This is a genomic window from Nocardioides sp. Root122 (assembly GCF_001425025.1).
Classification (GTDB): Bacteria; Actinomycetota; Actinomycetes; order Propionibacteriales; family Nocardioidaceae; genus Nocardioides.
On sequence record NZ_LMDE01000010.1, the window covers coordinates 240,297 to 259,441 of the forward strand.

22 protein-coding genes are annotated in these 19,145 nt (G+C 70.2%); 6 read left to right on the forward strand and 16 right to left on the reverse strand.

Features of this window, described 5'->3' with window-relative positions; all coding sequences use genetic code 11:
• Positions 1–10: 10 nt before the first annotated feature.
• The 11 genes from ASC64_RS10275 to ASC64_RS22760 form a co-directional block, all read right to left on the reverse strand.
• Positions 11–499 (reverse strand): hypothetical protein, encoded by a 489-nt coding sequence (locus ASC64_RS10275; RefSeq protein WP_056907449.1) that lies wholly within the window; start codon positions 497–499, stop codon positions 11–13.
• Complete coding sequence (locus tag ASC64_RS10280; protein WP_056907450.1) at positions 496–924, reverse strand: VTT domain-containing protein; 429 nt, start codon at positions 922–924, stop codon at positions 496–498. Before ASC64_RS10280 ends, ASC64_RS10275 begins: the two co-directional genes overlap by 4 nt.
• Positions 925–927: 3 nt before the next feature.
• Positions 928–1,536 (reverse strand): DedA family protein, encoded by a 609-nt coding sequence (locus tag ASC64_RS10285; RefSeq protein ID WP_056907451.1) that lies wholly within the window; start codon positions 1,534–1,536, stop codon positions 928–930.
• Entirely contained in the window at positions 1,529–2,287 is a 759-nt protein-coding gene (locus tag ASC64_RS10290; protein WP_082550426.1) for a PIG-L deacetylase family protein, read from the reverse strand. The genes ASC64_RS10285 and ASC64_RS10290 overlap by 8 nt, the downstream gene beginning before the upstream one ends.
• A gap of 4 nt (positions 2,288–2,291) precedes the next feature.
• Complete coding sequence (locus tag ASC64_RS10295) at positions 2,292–4,502, reverse strand: glycosyltransferase (protein ID WP_082550364.1); 2,211 nt, start codon at positions 4,500–4,502, stop codon at positions 2,292–2,294.
• A complete protein-coding gene (locus ASC64_RS10300) occupies positions 4,502–4,714 on the reverse strand; it encodes a hypothetical protein (RefSeq protein ID WP_056907453.1) in 213 nt (70 codons plus the stop codon). Before ASC64_RS10300 ends, ASC64_RS10295 begins: the two co-directional genes overlap by 1 nt.
• A 64-nt stretch (positions 4,715–4,778) precedes the next feature.
• Positions 4,779–5,813: a phosphatase PAP2 family protein gene (locus ASC64_RS10305; protein WP_056907454.1), complete on the reverse strand. Its 1,035-nt coding sequence runs from the start codon at positions 5,811–5,813 to the stop codon at positions 4,779–4,781.
• A complete protein-coding gene (locus tag ASC64_RS10310) occupies positions 5,810–7,294 on the reverse strand; it encodes an ATP-binding protein (RefSeq protein WP_082550365.1) in 1,485 nt (494 codons plus the stop codon). The genes ASC64_RS10305 and ASC64_RS10310 overlap by 4 nt, the downstream gene beginning before the upstream one ends.
• Positions 7,291–7,977 carry a response regulator transcription factor gene (locus ASC64_RS10315; RefSeq protein WP_056907455.1) on the reverse strand — a complete coding sequence of 229 codons (687 nt, stop codon included), beginning with the start codon at positions 7,975–7,977 and terminating at the stop codon, positions 7,291–7,293. The genes ASC64_RS10310 and ASC64_RS10315 overlap by 4 nt, the downstream gene beginning before the upstream one ends.
• Positions 7,974–9,470 (reverse strand): hypothetical protein, encoded by a 1,497-nt coding sequence (locus tag ASC64_RS10320; protein WP_235563656.1) that lies wholly within the window; start codon positions 9,468–9,470, stop codon positions 7,974–7,976. Before ASC64_RS10320 ends, ASC64_RS10315 begins: the two co-directional genes overlap by 4 nt.
• 237 nt (positions 9,471–9,707) lie before the next feature.
• On the reverse strand, positions 9,708–9,896 hold the full coding sequence (locus tag ASC64_RS22760; protein ID WP_056907457.1) for a hypothetical protein: 189 nt from the start codon (positions 9,894–9,896) through the stop codon (positions 9,708–9,710).
• Positions 9,897–10,166: 270 nt separating this feature from the next.
• On the opposite strand from ASC64_RS22760, the gene ASC64_RS10330 reads away from it, so the two are divergent.
• From ASC64_RS10330 to ASC64_RS10345, 4 genes are all read left to right on the forward strand, one after another.
• Positions 10,167–10,862, forward strand: coding sequence for a hypothetical protein (locus ASC64_RS10330; RefSeq protein ID WP_056907458.1), 696 nt, complete (start codon positions 10,167–10,169; stop codon positions 10,860–10,862).
• A gap of 167 nt (positions 10,863–11,029) precedes the next feature.
• Positions 11,030–11,221 (forward strand): hypothetical protein, encoded by a 192-nt coding sequence (locus ASC64_RS10335; RefSeq protein WP_056907459.1) that lies wholly within the window; start codon positions 11,030–11,032, stop codon positions 11,219–11,221.
• Between the two features lie 132 nt (positions 11,222–11,353).
• Positions 11,354–12,034, forward strand: coding sequence for a response regulator transcription factor (locus ASC64_RS10340; RefSeq protein ID WP_056907460.1), 681 nt, complete (start codon positions 11,354–11,356; stop codon positions 12,032–12,034).
• Positions 12,031–13,392 (forward strand): HAMP domain-containing sensor histidine kinase, encoded by a 1,362-nt coding sequence (locus ASC64_RS10345; protein WP_082550366.1) that lies wholly within the window; start codon positions 12,031–12,033, stop codon positions 13,390–13,392. Before ASC64_RS10340 ends, ASC64_RS10345 begins: the two co-directional genes overlap by 4 nt.
• Before the next feature lie 85 nt (positions 13,393–13,477).
• On the opposite strand, the gene ASC64_RS10350 is transcribed toward ASC64_RS10345, so the two are convergent.
• The 5 genes from ASC64_RS10350 to ASC64_RS10370 form a co-directional block, all read right to left on the reverse strand.
• On the reverse strand, positions 13,478–13,939 hold the full coding sequence (locus tag ASC64_RS10350; protein WP_056907462.1) for a hypothetical protein: 462 nt from the start codon (positions 13,937–13,939) through the stop codon (positions 13,478–13,480).
• A 17-nt stretch (positions 13,940–13,956) separates the two neighbouring features.
• Positions 13,957–14,757 (reverse strand): COG4705 family protein, encoded by an 801-nt coding sequence (locus ASC64_RS10355; protein WP_056907463.1) that lies wholly within the window; start codon positions 14,755–14,757, stop codon positions 13,957–13,959.
• A gap of 71 nt (positions 14,758–14,828) precedes the next feature.
• Complete coding sequence (locus ASC64_RS10360; protein WP_235563657.1) at positions 14,829–15,857, reverse strand: alkaline phosphatase family protein; 1,029 nt, start codon at positions 15,855–15,857, stop codon at positions 14,829–14,831.
• A 69-nt stretch (positions 15,858–15,926) separates the two neighbouring features.
• Entirely contained in the window at positions 15,927–16,112 is a 186-nt protein-coding gene (locus ASC64_RS22500; protein ID WP_056907465.1) for a hypothetical protein, read from the reverse strand.
• A 394-nt stretch (positions 16,113–16,506) separates the two neighbouring features.
• The gene (locus ASC64_RS10370; RefSeq protein WP_082550368.1) at positions 16,507–16,830 is read right to left on the reverse strand and encodes a PepSY domain-containing protein; all 324 of its coding nucleotides are present in this window, start codon (positions 16,828–16,830) and stop codon (positions 16,507–16,509) included.
• A gap of 124 nt (positions 16,831–16,954) precedes the next feature.
• Here ASC64_RS10370 and ASC64_RS10375 point away from each other — a divergent pair, with 124 nt between their 5' ends.
• Both ASC64_RS10375 and ASC64_RS10380 read left to right on the forward strand, forming a co-directional pair.
• Entirely contained in the window at positions 16,955–17,656 is a 702-nt protein-coding gene (locus tag ASC64_RS10375; RefSeq protein WP_056907467.1) for a response regulator transcription factor, read from the forward strand.
• A 32-nt stretch (positions 17,657–17,688) separates the two neighbouring features.
• The gene (locus ASC64_RS10380; protein ID WP_235563658.1) at positions 17,689–19,011 is read left to right on the forward strand and encodes a sensor histidine kinase; all 1,323 of its coding nucleotides are present in this window, start codon (positions 17,689–17,691) and stop codon (positions 19,009–19,011) included.
• Positions 19,012–19,145 lie beyond the last annotated feature (134 nt).

Sequence of the window (19,145 nt, forward strand, 5' to 3'; positions counted from 1 at the left end):
CAGCACATGCCTACTTTCCGACCTGTTCCGGGCTCCATGATGCAATCCGGCCGGACGCAACGGGTGGCTGCGCTGGCAGGCGCCGACTGCAGCGGGGCGTGGCGACGGTCAACGGGAGCGCGGTGAGTCGGCCGTCGGCGCGTGCCTGGCCCAGGACCTGGCTGGCGAACGGGTGGGTGGAGACCACGAGCGTCGCGCCCGTCACCTCGGTGATGAGGGGGCGGCCCAGCACCGCGAACACCAGCCGGACGACTCGGAGGACGAGGCCGTCACGCTCGAGGCGACGCAGCGTCACGCCCCAGCTTCGGGGTGCGAACCGCAGCTGCTTGAAGTACGCCCACCGCAGCAGCCCGCCGATCTTCCACGGCATCTCCTCCGCGATGTCGAGTCGGCGTACGACGTGTCCCGCGTCCCGCAGCTGGTGGGCCAGTGCATCTGCGGCGGCGTCATGGCCGGCGCCGTAGCTGCCCGACACGACGACCACCTCTCCGGTGCTCATGTCCTGGACTCTCCGGCGACGTACCTGCACGCGACCTGGTGGCTTGCTCGCCGTCGCAGAGGACGGATCCGACGTAGCGCCCCGATCAGTGCCGGGAGAAGGGACGCGGCGACCACTGCCAGCACCAGGATCTCGAAGTGGCCGGCGATCAGCGGCACCCCACCGAGGAAGAAGCCGGCGACCATGATGCCGACCGCCCACGCCAGTGCCCCCGCGACGTTGTAGGCAGTGAACCGGCGAGCGGGCATCCGTCCCATGCCCGCCACTGCAGGGACGAGCGTGCGAATGACGGGGACGAACCGCGCGAGGAGCACTGCCTTCGCGCCGTGCCGCTCGAAGAAGGCCTCTGCCCGCGCGACGTGGGCGCGGGACAGCCACCGCGAGTCCCAGACGATGAAGAGGGCGTGAAAGCACTTTCTCGACATCGGCTACGCGTTCTGGGAGCGACGCCACAATGCGCCTCCGACAATCACCAGTACGAACACCGCGAGTGCCACGAGCCCGATGCGAGACGCCGTGTGCGCCATGTGTTGCCAGCTGCTTCCGCCGAGATAGCCGAGGAGTACCGACAAGGTCACCCAACCCGCAGCTCCGGCGACGTTGCAGGACAAGAAGGTCCGGTACGGCATGTGAGCCATCCCGGCCGCTCCCGGAACCACGACCCGCAGCGCGGCGGTGAACCGACCAAGGAAGACGGCGCGGCCACCCCGGTGGGTCAGCAGGCCCTCGGCCCGGTCGAGGTGGTCGCGCCTGACGAACCGGCCCAGGACGCCGTCCAGGAGCCGTCGTCCGTAGTGGCGGCCCACTGCGTAGCCGACACTGTCGCCGACGACGGCGCCGACGAATCCAGCCGCCAGGACGGCCGGGAGCGCGACATGGCCCTGCTGGGCGAGCAGACCGCCGAGGAGCAGCGCGATCTCGCCGGGGAAGACGAAGCCCACGAAGGCGGAGGACTCCAGTGCTGGGAGGGCGAACACCACGACGAGCGCGGCCCAACCAGGCAGTGAGAGCACGATGGTCGCGACCCGATCAGTCATGTCGGACCTCGGTGAACCACTCGGTGCCGAGCACCTGCCGTGCGAGGGGACGGGGGAGTGCGAGGAGCAGACGGATCGTCCGCACGCCACCGGTGGCCTGAGTGTGGTGGGCGGCGAGTGCGGCCAGCTTGGCGTCGAGATCGTCGCGGACATCGATGCGCATCAGCAGCGCCGACGGCTCGGTGAAGATGTCGTCTCCCGGGATGCTGACCCCGGGGAGCAGTCCCCGGAAGGGGCGGACCACCCGCAGGAGTCGCACCAGCCACGTGCGGTCCATCGTCGCCTCGAGGAGCCGTGGGCGGCGGGCAGCGAGCTGCTGGGCCCGCCGCGCGACCCGGTGGACGTGGACGTGGTCGGGATGCCCGTAGCCGCCGTTGGCGTCGTACCCCGTGAGCACGTCGGCGTCCTCCTCATCGAGGACCGCGGCGACGGCGCGAGCGGCTCGCTCCAAGGGGACGTGGACAAACCGGTCAGGCAGGGCAGAGGGCGATCCGGCCATGCCTGAGTCCGCGTGGCCGAGCCACCTCACCCGTGCCACGCCCAGCGCCCGAGCGGACTCTGAGGCCTCGGCACGACGACGGTGCCCCAGCGTCGCCACGCACCGCGAGTCGGTCGAGGCGAGCTCGGCATTCCCATCAGTGGCGAAGATGATGACCACCCGGTCCCCGGCAGCGGCGCGCTGGGCGAGCCAACCGCCGGTGAGCAGTGCCTCGTCGTCGGGGTGGGCGTGCAGCGACACGATGGTGGTCACGGCGTCACGCTCCGGCCGCGACCGGGTGGTCCAGTGGGGTCGCACCGCGAACCCCTCGCGCCGTGCGCTCAGCCGCACGCAGGTAGAGCACGTCGGTCCGGTCGAGGGCTTCGCTCCAGTCGTGAGTCGGCTGGACCCGGGCGTTGTGCGTAGCGATCCGAGCTCGTAGGTCGTCGTCGTTGGTCAGCTCGGCGAGCGCGACGACCATCTGGGTGTCGTCGTCGACGAGGAGGCCGTCGATGCGGTCCCTGATGAACTCTGTGACGCCGCTGCTCCGACGGGCGACCACGGGCAGCCCGGCGCATCTCGCCTCGAGCGCGGCGATGCCGAACGACTCCTTGGGCGCGGGAGCGACGTAGACGTCGGCGCCGCGCAGCTCCCAGATGACCTTTTCCCGCGGGATGCGACCCGTGACGCGCACCGCGTCCGACAACCCGTGGCGACGGACGTAGCGCTCGACCTTCAGACGCAGCGGCCCGTCGCCCACGATCACGAGGCGGAGGTCCTGACGGGGCACCAGCCGACGGAGCTGCACGAACATCCTGAGGAGCGCGAGAGGGCGCTTGCGCGGCATCAGACGCATGACGCTGAGGAGCGTGAGGGGGCGCACCCCGGTCCTCGGCTCGTGGCCGACGGTGGAGGACTCGAGGGTCCAGTCCGCGACCTCCACGGCATTGGTGAGCACGGCGACGTCCACGCCGCCGAGCGAGCGGCGGAGTGTCTCGGCGGCAGCCACGCTGACGGCCGACCACACCACCGGCCAGCGACGCAGGGAGGCGAGAGCGGCGAGGCGCAGCAGCACGCCCGCACCGGTCCACATGGAATGGACCGTGACGAGGGTGGGGATGCCCGCCGCCATCGCGGCTCTCGCAACCGCGACGGCGTACGGCGACCACAGGGAGACGTGGACGTGGACGGCGTCGTAGCCGGCGACGGCGCGCCGCGCTTCCGCGGCCGTCGTGCGGTGCACCCAGGCGGGGTCGGGTGCCGTGTACCGCGTGCCCGTGAGGACATGTGCATCCACGCCCACCGCTCTCTGGTGTCGGACGAGGTCGTCGACGTGCGTCTCGATGCCGCCCAGGCGGGGGAGGAAGACGTCGGTGACGTGCGCGACCATCCGTGGCGGCGACAACGGTCCGGGGTCCGCCTGCCGGGGGTGGTGCCGGCGTTGGCCGACGAGCCACATCCCGAGGACCCCGCCTCCGACGGGGATCTCGACGGCGAAGACGAACAGCCGGTAGAGCACGGCGGCCGCGGCGACCCTCGTCGGGTCGCCGCCCAGTGCGAGCAACGTGCCGACCAGACCGATGTCAGCGGTCCCGACACCGCCCGGCGTGACCGGTACGACGGTGAGCAGCCGCTCGACCGCGAAGCCGGCGAGCACCTCCGGCCAGGTGAGGCCCGCGCCGGTGAGCTGGAGGCAGAGGCCGAGGAGGACGCCCTGCAGCGCGACGTAACCCGCGATGCCGAGCGACATCCTCAGCCAGCCCCGGGCCACCAGGTCTGCGCTTTGCGCGCGGATGTCGTCGAGGGCCGTCGCGACGTTCAGCGGACGGTCCCGTCCGAGCATGCGCAACCCTCGGCGCAGGATCCGTTCGACTCCGTGTCCGACACGTCGTGTGGCGCCGGGACTGCGCAGGACCACGGCAGCGGTGAGCGCCAGCGCCAGGAAGCCGGCAGCAGCAACGAGTGACATGTCCCGCAGAGTCGGCGTCACGGTCTCGCCTGCCCGCGTGAGCACGACCACGCCGAGGATGGGCAGGAGGAGCTTGGCCCCGGTGTCCCACACGTTGGTCAGGAAGGTGAAGCCGGTGAATCCGCGGGTGTCGATGCCCCAGGCCTTCATCATCCGCCGGTTCAGCTCAACGCCCGCCGCCCCTCCGAGAGGGACGACGTTCGCGATGGCGCTGCCGGTCATGTTGAGGGTGAGGGCTCGACGGTGGGTCAGCGACGGGGCGGCGGCGGTCAGCACGAACGAGTGCACGACGAGTCCGACGAGCCACACGGCCGACAGTGCGAGGATGCCCGGCCAGTGCACTGCCCTCAGCACTGGGACGACCCCGTGCCACGAGACGTCGAGCGTCCGAGGAAGCACTACGCCGAGGAGCGCAAGAGCCGCGGCCCACGTGGCGAGGAAGCGCAGGCGTCGACTCCACGCGGACCTGCGCCACGTGCCGCGTCGCCCGGGCAATACCGGTGGGTCGTCCGTAGCCATCACCGGTCACCCGCCGTCCAGATGGACGAGGTGGTGACCGGGGCGGCGTCGGTCATGCGCGCACGGGCACGTCCGAACACCTCATCGCTTCTCCACCGGAGCACCAGGACGGCCGCCTCCGGCACGCCCGACCGGACAGCCTCGAGGTCCGCCAGCAGCCTCGGGACGGCAAGTGCTTCGTTGTAGGCGGGAATGACGATCGCGCAGCGCATGACGCGACCGTAGGCAGCGCACGATGAAGGGCAGGTGAAGGCGTCGTCGGCGCATCGCGCCTGCTCAGGGTCCGATCGGCCCCCGGACCGGAGGGCGGCCGCGGACGCCCACCGTACGGGGCGCGAGCCACCACGCGAGGGCGGCGATCGCCAGCCCGGCGGGGACGTCGACGGCGAAGTGCCAGCCCAGGTAGACAGTGGCGACCATGGTCCCGGCCAGGAACACGGCGAGCGCGATGGTGGTACGACGACGACGGTGCCACCACGCGAGCCCCAGAATCGTCGCCGTGACGCCGACGTGCAGGCTGGCGAACGCCGAGACCTGGGCGAACGCGTCGGACGCGAGCGGGTGCGCGAGCAGGTGGTCACGCTGCGCGAGGTAGCGCACCTGGTTGCTCTGGACCACCGTGCGTGGCAGGCCGGCGAAGTCACCGGGCTCCGCGTGGAACGGACCCAGTGACGGGATCAGGTAGTAGGTCGCCGTGCCGAGGATCCACACCCAGACGAAGGCCGCGATCCCGACGATCGCGTCGCGGATCCGCGTGGCCAGCACCACGGCGGCCGGGAAGGCGAGGATGACCAGGGTCCCGAAGGCCTCGTACCAGGCCACCAGCACCCACGCCGCCGTGTGCTGGCCGAGGAGGTCGTGCAGCAGCACGGCCGGGCTGTGCCCGAGGAACAGCCTGTGGTCCCACTCGGTCAGCATCGCGTCACGCGGGGCGTTCAGGACGTCCCAGCTCTTCAGGTTGTGGTAGGTGAAGTAGGTCAGGTGGTACGCGAGCAGTGCGGTCCAGGCGAGGGCGATCCTGCCGGCCGTCCACCGCTCGCGGACGGTGGACCACACCCGTCGGAGGGTCCGGCGGCGGTCGGTGCGCAGGAGTCCGTCGAGGGCGACCAGACCGACGAGCACGAGCGATGTCACCGCGATCCGGCTCGCCAGGAAGGCTCCGTCCGGGTCGCGGAACGGGATGCCGACCTGGACCGATCGGACGACGCCGACACCGACGAAGATGCCCACGACCACCCACAGCCGCGCCGCGCCCCACCACGGGGCCGGCGTCGCCTGCGGAGGCGCGCTGGCCTCCTGCAGGGCGGTCACGGGTCCACCGCGGAGGCACGAGTCGTGCGCTCGGCACCGGCAGGCTCCGTCGGCAGGAGCACTGTCGGCAGGAGCACTGTCACGGTCATCTCCGGGCCGTGCGCACATCTCGGCGCGGCCGGGCGACCGGTGGAGGCGTGCCGTCCGTCATGGCACAGGCGCAGCTCCCCGTCGGCCTCGGTGACGAGGGCGTCGACGAGGGACAGCCCGAGTCCAGAGCCCGGGCGTGCCCGTGCCTCCTCGGCGCGTGCGAAGCGGTGGGTCGCGGTGGCGAGGAGGGTGGTCGGGATCCCGGACCCGGCATCCGTGACGGTCAGCCGAGCCCAGCCGGGTGACGGCTCGTCGAGGCTCACCGCGACGGGCGGTGAGCCATGTGCCGTCGCGTTGTCGAGGAGGTTGGTGATCACCCGCTCCGCCTCGAAGTCGGCGAGAGGGACCGCCAGTCGGCGGTCGGTCAGGCTCGCCGTGAGATCGCCCGCGTGCGCGGGGTCTGCGAGACGGCGCTCGTTGATCGTGCGACTGGTGACGGTCACGAGGTCGCAGTGTCCGGCGGGATGTGGGCCGCTGGCCCGGCCGACCTGCAGCAGCTGCTCGGACAGCTCGGCAAGACGGTCGAGGTCGACCTTGAGCTCGCTCAGGACGCGCTCGTGCTCCTCGGGGCTGCGAGACCGTCGTAGCGCGAGCTGGACGCGGCTGGTCAGCAGCGTGATCGGGGTCCGCAGCTCGTGGCTGGCTTCGGTGACGAACTGCCGCTCACGGTCCAGGGCACCTTCCAGCGTGCTGAGCATGTCGTTGAAGGTGTGACCGAGGCGGGTGATCTCGTCGTCGCGCATCGGGGGTACGTCCAGCCGCAGCGACATGTCCCCGTCGGCGATCTGCGCCGCACGCCGTCGGTACCGCTCGACCGGACGGAGGGCGGCTCGCGCGAGTCGCTCACCGACCAGCGCCGTCACCAGCAGCGCGCCGATGCCAGCCAGGGCGAGCTGACCGAGGAGCTCGCGCAGCGCCTCGTCGCGATGGTCTCGTCGGACACCGACGAGCAGGTAGAGGTGTGGCGTCGACGGTAGCCGCACCACGTGCAGGCGGTACGGCTGCGGGGAGATGGGCAGGAAGTCACCGACGTCGAAGGTGCGCGGGGTCGAGGTGACGCGGTCCAGCTGCCGGGAGCTGAGCAGGCTCGCGGCTCCGGCCGGCCCTCCGTGGGCCAGCACGGTGCCGTCGCCGTCCATCACCTGCCACGCCACTCCTGTGGCGTCGGCGGCCACCCGGTCGCTCACCTGGCCGTCGGGGGTGACGAGGGCGGCCACCGTGCGGCTGGCCTGGGCGAGCTCGGTGTCCAGGCCGCGGTCGAGGGCGAACTCGACGCGCCAGTAGACGAACGCTCCCGCGGCCACGAGCACGACCAGGCTGGCGGCCGAGAAGCCGGCGACCAGGCGTACGCGCAGCGGCAGGCGGGACAACCGGGCCCGGAGACGGCTCACCGGGAACCGCCGGGGACCTCGAGCCGATACCCGACCCCGCGGAGCGTCGTGATGGTGTCGGTCCCGAAAGGCTTGTCGATCTTCGCCCGGATGGCCCCGAGGTGCACGTCGATGACGTTGCTGCGGAGGTCGGTCTCGCCGTCCCAGACCTCGTCGAGGATCATCAGCCGGGTCACCACCTGCCCGGGGTGTGACACGAGCAGGTAGAGGATGTCGAACTCGCGGGTGGACAAGGTGACCTCGACGCCGCCCCGCGCGACACGGCGGGCCCCGGGGTCCACCACCAGGTCCCCGACCTGCACCGGTGCCTCGAGTCCCAGCCCCCCGCGACGGTAGAGCGCGCGCAACCGGGCCAGGAGCTCGTCGAGGTCGAAGGGCTTGGGGAGGTAGTCGTCGGCTCCTGCATCGAGCCCGTCGATCCGGTCACGCACGTCCCCGCGGGCCGTGAGCATCAGGATCGGGGTCGCCAGCCCGATGCCTCGCAGCCGCTTGGCCACGGTGACGCCGTCCATCCCGGGCAGCATCCAGTCGAGCAGCACGACGTCGAAGCTGGTGTCACCGAGGAGCCGGTCGTAGGCGACGCGGCCGTTGTGCACGACCTCGACCTGCCACCCCGCCTCCTCGAGCGACTCCTCGAGCAGTCCGGCGAGTCGCACGTCGTCCTCCGCAACCAGGATCTTCATCGGGTGCCCCCTTCCCGGCGCTGCCAGACGTGCCAGTCGCCGTACTCCACTCGGTCAACGTAGTGCTCCTGCAGGTAGTGCTGTGCGTCGGTCGCGCCGGCCGCGTCGAGCCCCCAGGTGTCGAGGCTGGTCCCAGCCGCGACGACCCATCGAGGAGCGGCGGGCCCGGCCATGACGTGGCGCAGCTCAACCACCTGGGGGTCACGGACGCGCACCGGAAGGCTCCACAGCTGCTCGTACGGGCTCGCAAGTCCGCTGCCGGCCACGATGTCCGGGTGCCCGAACCCGACGACGACACCGTCCGTCGCTCGGGCGTGCTCGCGCAGGTATCCCATCACCTGGTCATCGGGTGACACTGTGACGGTGGCCGTCGCGTGGTGCGCCCACACGGCCACCGTGGCGGCCGCTGTGTACGCCACGACCAGCCGCAGCACGCGCTGCGACGTCCGTCCGACGGCGATGTCCGCAGCGATGGCAACGAGCGCGACCAGGCCGGGAACCAGACCGACCAGATAGTGCATCCAGTAGCTGCCGCCGACCATGACTCCGAACAGCTCCCAGCCGACCAGGGCCGCGACGGGGTACGCGAAGAGCGCGGTCGGGTGAGTGCCTTCGGCTCGCTCGGTGCGACGGCTGCCCAGCAGGTGCGCGAGGACCGCTCCAGCGGCGAGGACCAGTACCGCTGCCGCGCCACTGGCGACGAAAGCCTCCACCAGCCGGGTCAGACGCTCGGTGGTCGCGGGAGAGGCTGAGGAGCCGATCGCCGCTGATGCCTCGAGGCGGAACACGACGATGGCGTCCCACAACCCAGTGGCCGATGTGCCCCGAATCCATGCGCCAGCGAGTGCCGTGCCGAGGACAGCCAAGGCCCCTACCGCGAACCCCGCCACCCGCGCGCCCGGCCGCTCGACCCGACCGCGCAGCACCACAACCGCCACACCCGCGAAGACGAAGACATCGACGACGTTCTGCTTGACCAGGGCCGCCGCCATGGCCGACGCGCCAGCCGCTGCGGCGACCACCACAGTCGGGTGCTCGTACGGCCGGCGAAGTGCGAGGACCGAGCACACCATGCCGAGCAGCACGAAGGGGAGCGCGAGCAGCTCGCCGTCCGTCTCCGGCATGCCGAGCAGGGGGCTCGACAGGAGCGCGACCGCCAGTGCCACGGCGAGGTGACGCGACCGAGACGCGTGCGGCGCGATCAGGCTGGTCAGCACACCCGTGAGGGCGACGGCGGCTCCGCTGGCGGCGGCGCCGACGACCTTGACCCCCGGACTGATCACGCCCAGCGTCGTCGCGCGTGTGTGACCAAGGTGGTCGGCCAGCGAGAACAACCACAACAGCAGCGGCGGTCGGTCCACCCAGTAGTCGCCGTACAACGAGCTGCCGGGATGCCACTGGCGTGCCAGCAGCAGGAACCCACTCTCGTCCGAGGTCAAGGGGCGGTCGAGGAACGGCAGCCATGCGGCGATCGCGAGGAGCGCGGCGACCAACAGCCCCGCTGTGGCCCAGTCGCGTCCAGCGGGGTCACGCATACCTCGCGCGGCCTGGCTGACCTGTGAAGGTCGGGCAGCGTGGGTGAGCGGGGCAGGCACGGGCCGACCGTAGGACGACCTCGATGAAGGGCAGATGAAGCCCCGTCGCGGGCCATGTCGGGTCTGGTCAACGACGAAGGGGTGTTGCGCACAACCCCGCCGACGGTCACCAACCGCCTTGCCAGCAACCCTTCGTCAGGCGTCTGCCGCTGGCGCCGCCGTCAGCAGCGGCCGGGCCCACGTGCGGGAGAGGAGCCCGACCGACCTCGTCCCGACAGGTCTGAGCAGCAGGAAGCCTGTGACCGAGATGCCCGCACCGACCAGCAGGCCGGCGGCTACGTCGACGGGGAAGTGCGCGCCGATGTACACGCGGACGAACGCCACCGCCAGAGGACCACGCCGTACTCGGCATACCACCGGGCCGGCGCGTTCAACCACGGAGTCGCGCGGGCCAGGTGGTTGACCGCGACGAACCATTCCACCTGAGCACGCGCCCACACCACGGGCCCTGAGCTGACGAGCACGACCTCGACCTCCATCCTGCGAACCGGATCGTTCGCGCGACGGACGCTAGAGAAATGCACGTGAAGTGAGCGTGAAGCGCCGCCGCGGACGCCGGTGATCGCACGTGGCCCAGCGCCCTACTGTGGCTGGGTGCTCGTCGCGACTGCGAACATCCTGGATCGTCTGGACCGTGACCGCGCGGCGGAGGCGCTCGCCTCGGTCCTCGACCACGGTCCCGATGTCGTCGGCCTGCAGGAATGGGGCCTCACACGTCGCACGGTCCTTGCAGCCCACGACGCCTACGGATGGGTCGCGCCGCTCTACGGCGGGAACGCGGTGGGATTCCGTCGCGACCGCTTCGTGCTCCTCGGGCACGGTCTGCGCTTCGTCGCCAACGCGGGCCTCGCAGATCGCGACGCCAGACCCATCCGCATCCTGCCGCCACGAGCGACGACGCTGGTGCGTCTCCTCGACCGAGCTACCGACTCAGCGACGAGCGTGATCGATTACCACCTCGTCCCCGGAGTGCAGTCGCGCGGCACCTACCGTCCGGACCGTCCGCGGCTCGTTGGCCGCCACCGGAGCGAGACCAGGCGCCTCGGCGCGCTGGTCGCCCGACGCCTGGCCGACGGTGACGTCGTCATCGCCGTGGGCGACTCGAACTTCGACGGCTTCGAGCTCCCCGGGCTGGTGTCCGCGTGGTACGGCCGTCGCGACGACCCGGCCGGCACGCTTGGGTCGAGCCGCAAGGTCGACGACGTCTTCGGCGCGGTCGCAGCCACTGCGGTCTCACTCGTCCGCACTGCTTCCGACCACGCTGCCGTGCTGGCCCAGCGGCCGGACTGACATCAGCGCAGACACCTCGTCGGTGTTCGCGAACATCGCGCGGTCCCCGGAACGGCCCGATCACGACGACCGCACGCGCGAGAACCGCCCCATGACGGCAGCCGCTGTCAGGGCTGCGGAACGGCTGCGCCCGCTGCACGATCCACGCCGAGGACCAGGCGTGGATCGTGCAACGCACCGCCTCGACCACGGTGCCCTATGGCTCGCTTCATCACCTGGTGCGCAGCTTCGAGTGGCCCCGGCTGGAGAAGGAGGTGCTCTCTTTGAAGCTCTACGCTCGCGGTCTCGGCATCGTCCGCGAGAAGGACATGTCTGGCGGCAACGAGTCCTTCGTCCTCGTCTCGGTCAATCACCGCTGACGGACTGTCCAAGCTTCAGGTCAGTGACCTTCCGCCGTCGGTCGGCGCCCACATGTCGGGCGATCCTGTCAGCAGGCTGACAGGATCCAGGTGTGGAGTGGATCGTGTGGGGCGTACGGAAGGAGCGGGCTGGTGAGGGTGCTGGTCGTCGAGGACGAGGTGCGGCTCGCGGCGTCGCTCAGGGCGGGGCTGGAAGCCGAGGGTTTCGCCGTCGACGTGGCCGCGGACGGCGGGGAGGCGCTCTGGTACGCCGAGGAGACCAGCTACGACGTGATCCTGCTCGACGTCATGCTGCCGGTTCTCAACGGCTACGAGGTCTGCCGGCGTCTCCGCGAGCGGGAGGTGTGGACGCCCATTCTCATGCTCACCGCTCGAGACGAGGAGCTCGACGAGGTCGAGGGCCTCGACCAGGGCGCTGATGACTATGTCACCAAACCGTTCAGCTTCGACATCGTGCTGGCTCGGATGCGGTCGCTGGTGCGTCGTGGGGCCGGAGAACGTCCGACCATCCTCGAGGTCGGCGACCTGCGTTACGACCCGGCCCGCAAGACGGTGTCGCGGGCTGGTCAGCCCATCGACCTGACCTCGCGCGAACTCGCGCTGATGGCCTTCTTCATGCGCCGCGCAGGGGATGTGCTGACCAAGGCGGAGATCTTGGAGAACGTGTGGGACTTCGCGTTCGAGGGCGATCCGAACATCGTCGAGGTCTACGTCGGACGTCTGCGACGCAAGGTTGACAAGCCGTTCGCGTGCGCCGACATCGAGACATTCCGGGGGACCGGATATCGCCTCCGGGTTCCGGAAGTCATATGAACCGCATGGAACCGGAGGCGCTCCAGGGACGCCGGTGGCGACGCGTGCTGGCTCCGGTGCGGGTGCGCGTCACCCTTGCCGCGACCAGCGTCGCCCTGGTCGTCGGAGTCGTTGGTGGGGTGCTCTTCGTGGCATCGCTGCACCGCGACCTCGAGCGTGCGCTGGTTGCTTCGGCCCGCCAACAGGTCGAGACGATCACCGCCCAGCTCGAGAACGGTTCCACCCCGGCACAGGCCGCTGTCACGGACCGCGATGACGTGATCACGCAGATCTTGTCACCGACAGGCGACATCATCGGGAGTGACCATCCGAAGGTCTCGACGCGCCTACGGGCCTCAGCAGGAGTGTCCACCTCCGTCCGGGTGCGTGGGCTCGACGACACCTATGTCGTGGTCGCCGCCGTCGCTCCGTCCGGTGAGCTCGTCACCGTTGCGCACTCCCAGGAGCAGCTTGCGCAGGCGAGGAGGACGGCGGAGACGCTGGTGACCGTTGCCATGCCGCTGGGCCTTGCCCTGGTGGCCGCTGCGGTGTGGCTGGCAGTGGGACAGGCACTCAGGCCGGTGGAGTCGATGCGTCGGGAGGCCGCCCAGATCACCACGGCGCACCAGGACCGACGGCTACCGGTGCCGCAAGGGGGCGATGAGATCTCGCACCTGGCCGCGACGCTGAACCAGATGCTGGAGCGCATCGGCTCGGCCCAACGCGCCCAGCGTCAGTTCGCCTCCGACGCCTCACATGAGCTGCGTTCGCCGCTTGCCGTGATCCGGCAGCTCGCCGAGGTCGCGCGCCGGCACCCCGACCAGGCCGACGTCGTGACCTTGACCGACGAGATCCTTGCGGAGGAAGGGCGCATGGAGGAGCTGGTGGCTGCGCTCCTGACGTTGGCGAGGCTCGAGGACCGGGATCCAGCCACGGGCCATCTGGTCGATCTCGATGACGTGGTGCTGGCCGAGGTGAAGCGCGCCCGACCCACCCACGGGCCGGAGATCGATGCGACCGGCGTCGGGGCAGGACAGGTCCGCGGCGAGGAGGTCCTCTTGGGTCAGGTGGTCCGCAACCTGCTCAGCAACGCCGTACGCCACGCCCGCACACGCGTCCAGGTGTCCCTCGGCGAGGTGGAGGGCAGGGTGCGCCTCGTGGTCGCCGACGACGGCCCAGGCATCCCTGTCTCCGAACGCGAGCGGGTCTTCAGCCGGTTCGTCCGCCTCGACGACGCACGTGCCCGCGACGAAGGAGGCGCTGGTCTGGGGCTGGCGATCGTTGAGAGGGTCGTCACGGGCGTGCACGGGTCGGTCGCAGTCGATGACGCCCCCGGCGGAGGAGCCAGGTTCACCGTGACGCTCCCCGCCGCCGGCTGAGGGGCCGAGTCCCGCCGCGCCGAGTGGGACGGCTGGGACGAACTCGCCGTGGGCGCCGATCGGCGTCCCGTGTGTCGGGGTCCGCTCAGCTGGCTCCGGCGCGGGCTCCGTCGCCGCTGACCCCGCGGCCGACCACGGTGACCGGGACGCCGAGGTGGCCCAGACGGTGCGGGAGGTCTTGGTGCAGACGGGCCGCGAGCGCGTGCTCATGGACCGCGAGCATGATCTCGTCGATCGGTTCGGCGTGCAGGACGTGCTTTACGGTGTCCATCGGGTCGTGCTGGACGGAGACGGAGCCGACCACGTGGCCTCGGGCGGCTCGTTCGAGCTCGGGGAGCGCGGCGCGCAGCACCTGCTCGGCTGCGGCTGCCTTGTCGTGGCGTTCGGGGTGGAGGAGGTGGACCTCGGCGCGGGCGGGGTTCGGGACGACGACGCGGAACTGCGTAGGGGTCTGTGCCGTCCGGTGTTCGATCGCCTCGACCAGCTCGGGGGTGGGTTCAGCGGTGTCGGTGACGATCAGTACGCGGCGAGGGTGTGTGTCGTTCACGGGTCTTCTCCTTGTGGTCAGGCGGTGGGTCGGGCCTCGAGGAGCCGAGGCTCTTCCTCCGTACGGTCGACGTTGGTGACACTGAGGTAGGCCACGGTGGCAGTGATGGCGCTCAGGAACAGGACCGAGGTCCACAAGGTGCCGAGGCCGAGTCCGCCCTCGGCGCGGGGCGCGGCGAGGAAGTCGCCGATGTTGGCACCCAACGGGCGGGTGAGGATGTAGGCCAGCCAGAAGGACAGCACCGGACCCATCAGGCCCGTTCGCCAGCCGAGGAAGACGGCTGCGATGAGGCCCGCGGGGAGCAGGATCGAGGGCCCCGGACCCCAGCCGGTGAGTTCTAGCGTCCAGTCGCCGACGGCGGTGCCCAAGGCAAAGGTCACGAGCACCACCAGCCAGTACCAGGCCTCACGCTGGGTTGTGTTGATGGAGTGGATCGACAGGGTGCGCTCGCGGGCGTACCAGACGCTGAAGACCACGGCGAGCAGGACCGAGAAGACGGTCGAGCTGATCCACAGCGGCACACCGCGCGCATCGGTCAGGTTGTCGGTGAGCAAGGTGCCCACCACGCTGATCAGCACCACGCTGAGCCAGTAGATCCACGGCACGTAGCGCGTCTTGCGGAACTGGAGGACCAGCGCGATGACCAGTGCGGCACCGAAGAGCAGTGTGGTGTTGGTCAGACCGAAGCCGAGGGTCTCGTTGATGTAGTCGGCGAAGCTCTCCCCGACGGTGGTGCACAGGATCTTGATGACCCAGAACCAGACGATGACCTCGGGGACCTTGTTCGCCAGACGGCGGGTGGCGGTGTCGGTACTCATGCGGGCAACCATGACGGTCACGTCCTGACTCTCACCTGAATCACGGGACTCGGAACCGGCGCCAGGACTCGTCAGGACGCCGTCTTCAGCCCGAAAGCGCCGAGCAGGGAGGGGGCACCGTCCGCCCGGTTCAAGGGGACGCTGCCGCTGACCTCCGAGAGCGACCGGGACAGCGAGAGGTGGCTCAGCGGCTTGGTCACGACCACGCCGTGGAGAGCGGGATTGGCCACCATGGTCAGGACATGGTTGCCGTGGTGGCGGTCATCCTCGTCGGCGGTCACCACGATGGTCAGGTGGCCGGACTTCCAGTCAGGACCCTTCAGCAGCCGCGTGACCTGGTTGGAGAGCCAGGCGTCTGCCGAGGCCAGGGAGCAGTCGTGGGCGTCGTTGCACAGGTTGGGGATCACCAGCGAGACCGTCGGGAGTCGGGCGCGGCTGGCCGCTGCCGACAGGGCGTCGAGAGGGACGTCGTACTGCCGGCACAGGCTGCGCTCGTCGAGGAAGTAGGTCCATGGATTGTGCCTGACGGCGTACCGTGACCCCCCGTCGGTCAAGGCACACTTCCCGGGCATGCCGTCGGCGTACACCGCTGCCGTGTGGCCCGCGCGCACTGCCTGCCCGAGCACGGTAGGACCGTGCAGGGCGCGGACTTCGGGGTTGCGGTCATCGGTCACGCCCTGAGTCGACCCGCTCACGATCGCGAGGTAGTTGGGCAACGAGGGGTGGGTCATCGCGGCGTAGCCGGTGGCCCGGCCATAGGTCGATGCCAGACCGTAGGTGAACGGCATCTGGTCACGCATCTGGTCCAGTGAGTGGTTCTCCACGATGAACACCACGATCTTGCTGACCTTCGTCGCCTGTCCGGTCGCCCGTGAGGATGGCGCGTCCTTCGCCGCATCCGACCGCTGGGGCGGGCCAGCGTTCGTTGCGCAGCCCGCAACCAGCAGGGCGGTCACCGTCGCCAGGCCCACCGACCGTCCTAGTTGGCGCAACCGGCCAACCTGAACGCCAGCCCGGCCCCCCATCGTGCTGCTCAGCCACGGTGCGCGAGGGTGCACAGCACACTCGTTCTGCTGCCTACGGCGCGCGATCACAGGCATGGGCCCATGGTCCAAGGCCGTTGCTGAACCCTGCGTGAACGGTGCTCGCGCGTGGCCCGCTGACCGGCCTCAGTCGCGTTCGCGCAGATCCGCGACAGTGGCGCTGGCACTGAGTCGTGAACCAACGAAGCTGGGTGCCGCGACGGCGGCGAGAGCCGCAATGGCCATGGATGTCAGGTAGGTCCAGGGGATCGCGAGAGCTGCTGGGGCTGGGTCGAACACCCCGGAGAGCACCTTGACCAGCATCAGGCTCATGGCCCACCCGATGAGCGCTCCGGCGGTCAGGCCGATCGCGGCCGCCAGCGCGAGGATGGCTGCTAGGGCGAGCTCGACACGAGTGAGTCCGCGCAGGTCGACGGCGGCCGGCTGGGCTGTACTCCTTCACCGTCCCCGATCCTGAGTCCGTGCCCGGGTTCGACGACGAGCCTCCGCACCCGGGGAGCGGTGCGGACACCGCAAGGAGGCACGCGGCGAAGACCGCAGCAGTGGGTCTTGATCGCCGGTGCCCCCTGGCCGGCGGTGGCGCGACCGGGGACGAGAGTTGCGGCAGGCGGTGCGGCGAGAGCTTCATGGGACGGACCTCCGCGGGTGTGGACCACCACGACGCAAGGGTGCGGCTGAGGCCGCACCCCTGCTGTGGCGGGGTGGATCAGTTGCTGCCGGACTCGCTGTCGCCCTCGATGACGACGACCTGGTAGTTCTCGTCGAGGCGGATGTCGACCGTGGTTCCGTCGGTCTTGGTGACCTCGACCTCGTAGGTCGCGCCGTTCTCGTTGTCGGTCTCGACGCTGTTCGCCGTACCACCACCTGTCGCCTCGAGCGCAGCCGAGGTCGCGGCGTCGGCCTGCTCCTGGGTGTACTGGTGGCTCACCGGGCCGTCGTCCCCGCCGTTGGTCGCCACAGCAACACCACCACCGGTGACCGCCAGGGCGGCACCCACTCCGGCCGCGGCAACGATCGTTCGCTTGCGCATGACTCTCCTCTCTCGATCCTCCAAGGTCGGGACCAGCCTGCACGACTCGTGCTGAAGCCACCCTGAAGCGCCCGGCTGACTCCGACTTCAGCGGGGCTTCAGCGGCGGCTGAGATGCTGGCCGGGTGCGCATACTGGTCGTCGAGGACGACAAGCAGCTTGCGGCCGCGCTGCGGCGTGGGCTCGAGTCCGAGGGCCACGCGGTGGATGTCGCTCTGACCGGCACCGACGGTGAGTGGTACGCGAGCGAGAACACTTACGACGCGATGGTGGTGGACGTGATGCTGCCCGGCCTCACAGGTGACGCCCTGTGTGCCCGGCGTCGGGAGTCAGGGGACTGGACTCCTATCCTGATGCTCACTGCACGCAGTGGGCCGGAGCAGGAGGCGCGGGCGCTCGACGCAGGGGCCGACGACTTCCTGTCGAAGCCGTTCTCCTTCATGGTGCTCACCGCACGCCTACGGGCGCTGCTGCGGCGCGACAGCCGCGAGCGGCCCACCGTGCTGGAGGTCGGAGACCTGCGCCTCGATCCAGCGCTCCACCGGGTATGGCGAGGGGACACACTGGTCGACCTGACTCCCAAGCAGTTCTCCCTGCTTGAGTTCATGATGCGCCACGCCGACCACACCCTGTCCAAGACGACCATCTTGGAGCACGTCTGGGACTTCGCCTACGACGGACATCCCAACATCGTCGAGGTCTATGTACGCCAGCTGCGGCAGCGGATCGACGAGCCGTTCCAGCGAGCATCCCTTCAGACGGTCCGCTTGGTCGGCTACCGGGTCGTCGACGACCTGGCGCAGCCGGGAACGGCACGCGGGAGATGATGGGCAGACTGAGCTTGCGAGCCCGCGCCACGGTGCTCGGCACCGTGGTGTTCGCCGTGCTCCTCACGTTGGGCTCGGTGTTGTTGGTCTCGACGCTGGAGAGCCGGATGACCGCCACCTCCGACCAGCTGTCCCGATCCCGTGTCGGCGACCTGCTGACCTTGGCTCGCCGCGGGGCCCTCCCGGCGACGCTGCGCAACGTCGACGAAAACGGTGTGGCTCAGGTCGTCCTGGCGGACGGGACCGTAGTTGCCGCGTCTCCCAATGTCATGGGCGCGCCGGCGGTAGCAGCGCTTCATCCCGGCGCACGCGCCGAGACCAGCACGTTCCCGGCGCCCGACGACACGGAGACCGAGACCTACCGGTTCTGGTACGCCTCCGGCCCGAGCCCGGCCGGAACGGTCACTGTGTATGCCGGCAACAGTCTCGAGACGGTCTCCGAGGCGTCCCGAGCTCTCCGCTGGGCCCTGGGTGTCGGCGTTCCCGTCGTCGTGGCCCTGCTCGGGGTGGCGATCTGGCTGGTCCTGGGCCGGGTGATCGGACGCCTGGACCGCATCCGGGCCGAGGTCGACCGCATCTCGGAGGAGAACCTCGACGCACGCGTGGCCGGTGACGGGGTCCCCGACGAGGTCGGCCGTCTTGCCGCGACGATGAACGCGATGCTCGAGCGTCTCGACACGGCCGCGCGGCGGCAGCGTGACTTCGTGGCCGATGTGTCTCATGACCTGCAGAGCCCCCTGGCCGCGCAGCGGGTCGCTCTCGAAGTGGCCCTGACGACGCCGGACACTGTCGACACCGTTCGCCTGCGCGACGAGGTGCTGGGCGCAACCGCCGACATGGAGCGCCTGGTAGGAGACCTGCTGGTCATCGCCTCCATGGACGCCAGCACAGGCCCCGCAGCCGTGTTGATGGACCTGGACAGCGTGGTCCTCGAGGAAGCAGCGCGCGCCCGGGTGGGCGGGGCCGTCGAGGTGGACACCTCCGCCGTCTCAGCCGCGCCGGCGTACGCGGACCCGGGTGATGTCCGCCGCATCGCCCGCAACCTGCTGGAGAACGCTCTCGCCCACGCTGGCAGTCGGATAGAGCTGTCCGTAGAGGTCGCCGATGTCGGCTCCGGACCGTGGGCAGAGCTGCTCATCGCGGATGACGGAGCTGGAGTAGCGGCGGAGCACCGGGACCGGATCTTCGACCGCTTCTATCGGGCCGACACCGCTCGGCCTCGTCACGGCAGCGGACTGGGTCTGTCGATCGCCCGCGAGCTCGCCGAGCGGAACGGCGGCACCCTCGACCTGGTCGTCACGCAGCCTGGCGCAACATTTCGGTTGAAGCTCCCCGGTTCGCCGACGGCCGCTTAGGCACGAGACCGCATCCTCGACCGTCTCCCCGTCGCTCGACGATGGCGATCGACGGGGGATCGATCACTCAGTTGGTCTCGCCGGAGTCGGCGTTCGCCGTGGCGAGCCCCCCGATGCCCAGGCCACCGACGACG

Excerpts from the sequence above, each read along its gene's own strand:
- ASC64_RS10275 (WP_056907449.1), bottom strand. The coding sequence starts at position 499 with ATGAGCACCGGAGAGGTGGTCGTCGTGTCGGGCAGCTACGGCGCCGGC.
- ASC64_RS10280 (WP_056907450.1), bottom strand. The coding sequence starts at position 924 with ATGTCGAGAAAGTGCTTTCACGCCCTCTTCATCGTCTGGGACTCGCGG.
- ASC64_RS10285 (WP_056907451.1), bottom strand. The coding sequence starts at position 1,536 with ATGACTGATCGGGTCGCGACCATCGTGCTCTCACTGCCTGGTTGGGCC.
- ASC64_RS10295 (WP_082550364.1), bottom strand. The coding sequence starts at position 4,502 with ATGGCTACGGACGACCCACCGGTATTGCCCGGGCGACGCGGCACGTGG.
- ASC64_RS10300 (WP_056907453.1), bottom strand. The coding sequence starts at position 4,714 with ATGCGCTGCGCGATCGTCATTCCCGCCTACAACGAAGCACTTGCCGTC.
- ASC64_RS10315 (WP_056907455.1), bottom strand. The coding sequence starts at position 7,977 with ATGAAGATCCTGGTTGCGGAGGACGACGTGCGACTCGCCGGACTGCTC.
- ASC64_RS10345 (WP_082550366.1), top strand. The coding sequence starts at position 12,031 with ATGAACCGCATGGAACCGGAGGCGCTCCAGGGACGCCGGTGGCGACGC.
- ASC64_RS10355 (WP_056907463.1), bottom strand. The coding sequence starts at position 14,757 with ATGAGTACCGACACCGCCACCCGCCGTCTGGCGAACAAGGTCCCCGAG.
- ASC64_RS10360 (WP_235563657.1), bottom strand. The coding sequence starts at position 15,857 with ATGCCTGTGATCGCGCGCCGTAGGCAGCAGAACGAGTGTGCTGTGCAC.
- ASC64_RS22500 (WP_056907465.1), bottom strand. The coding sequence starts at position 16,112 with ATGAGCCTGATGCTGGTCAAGGTGCTCTCCGGGGTGTTCGACCCAGCC.
- ASC64_RS10370 (WP_082550368.1), bottom strand. The coding sequence starts at position 16,830 with ATGCGCAAGCGAACGATCGTTGCCGCGGCCGGAGTGGGTGCCGCCCTG.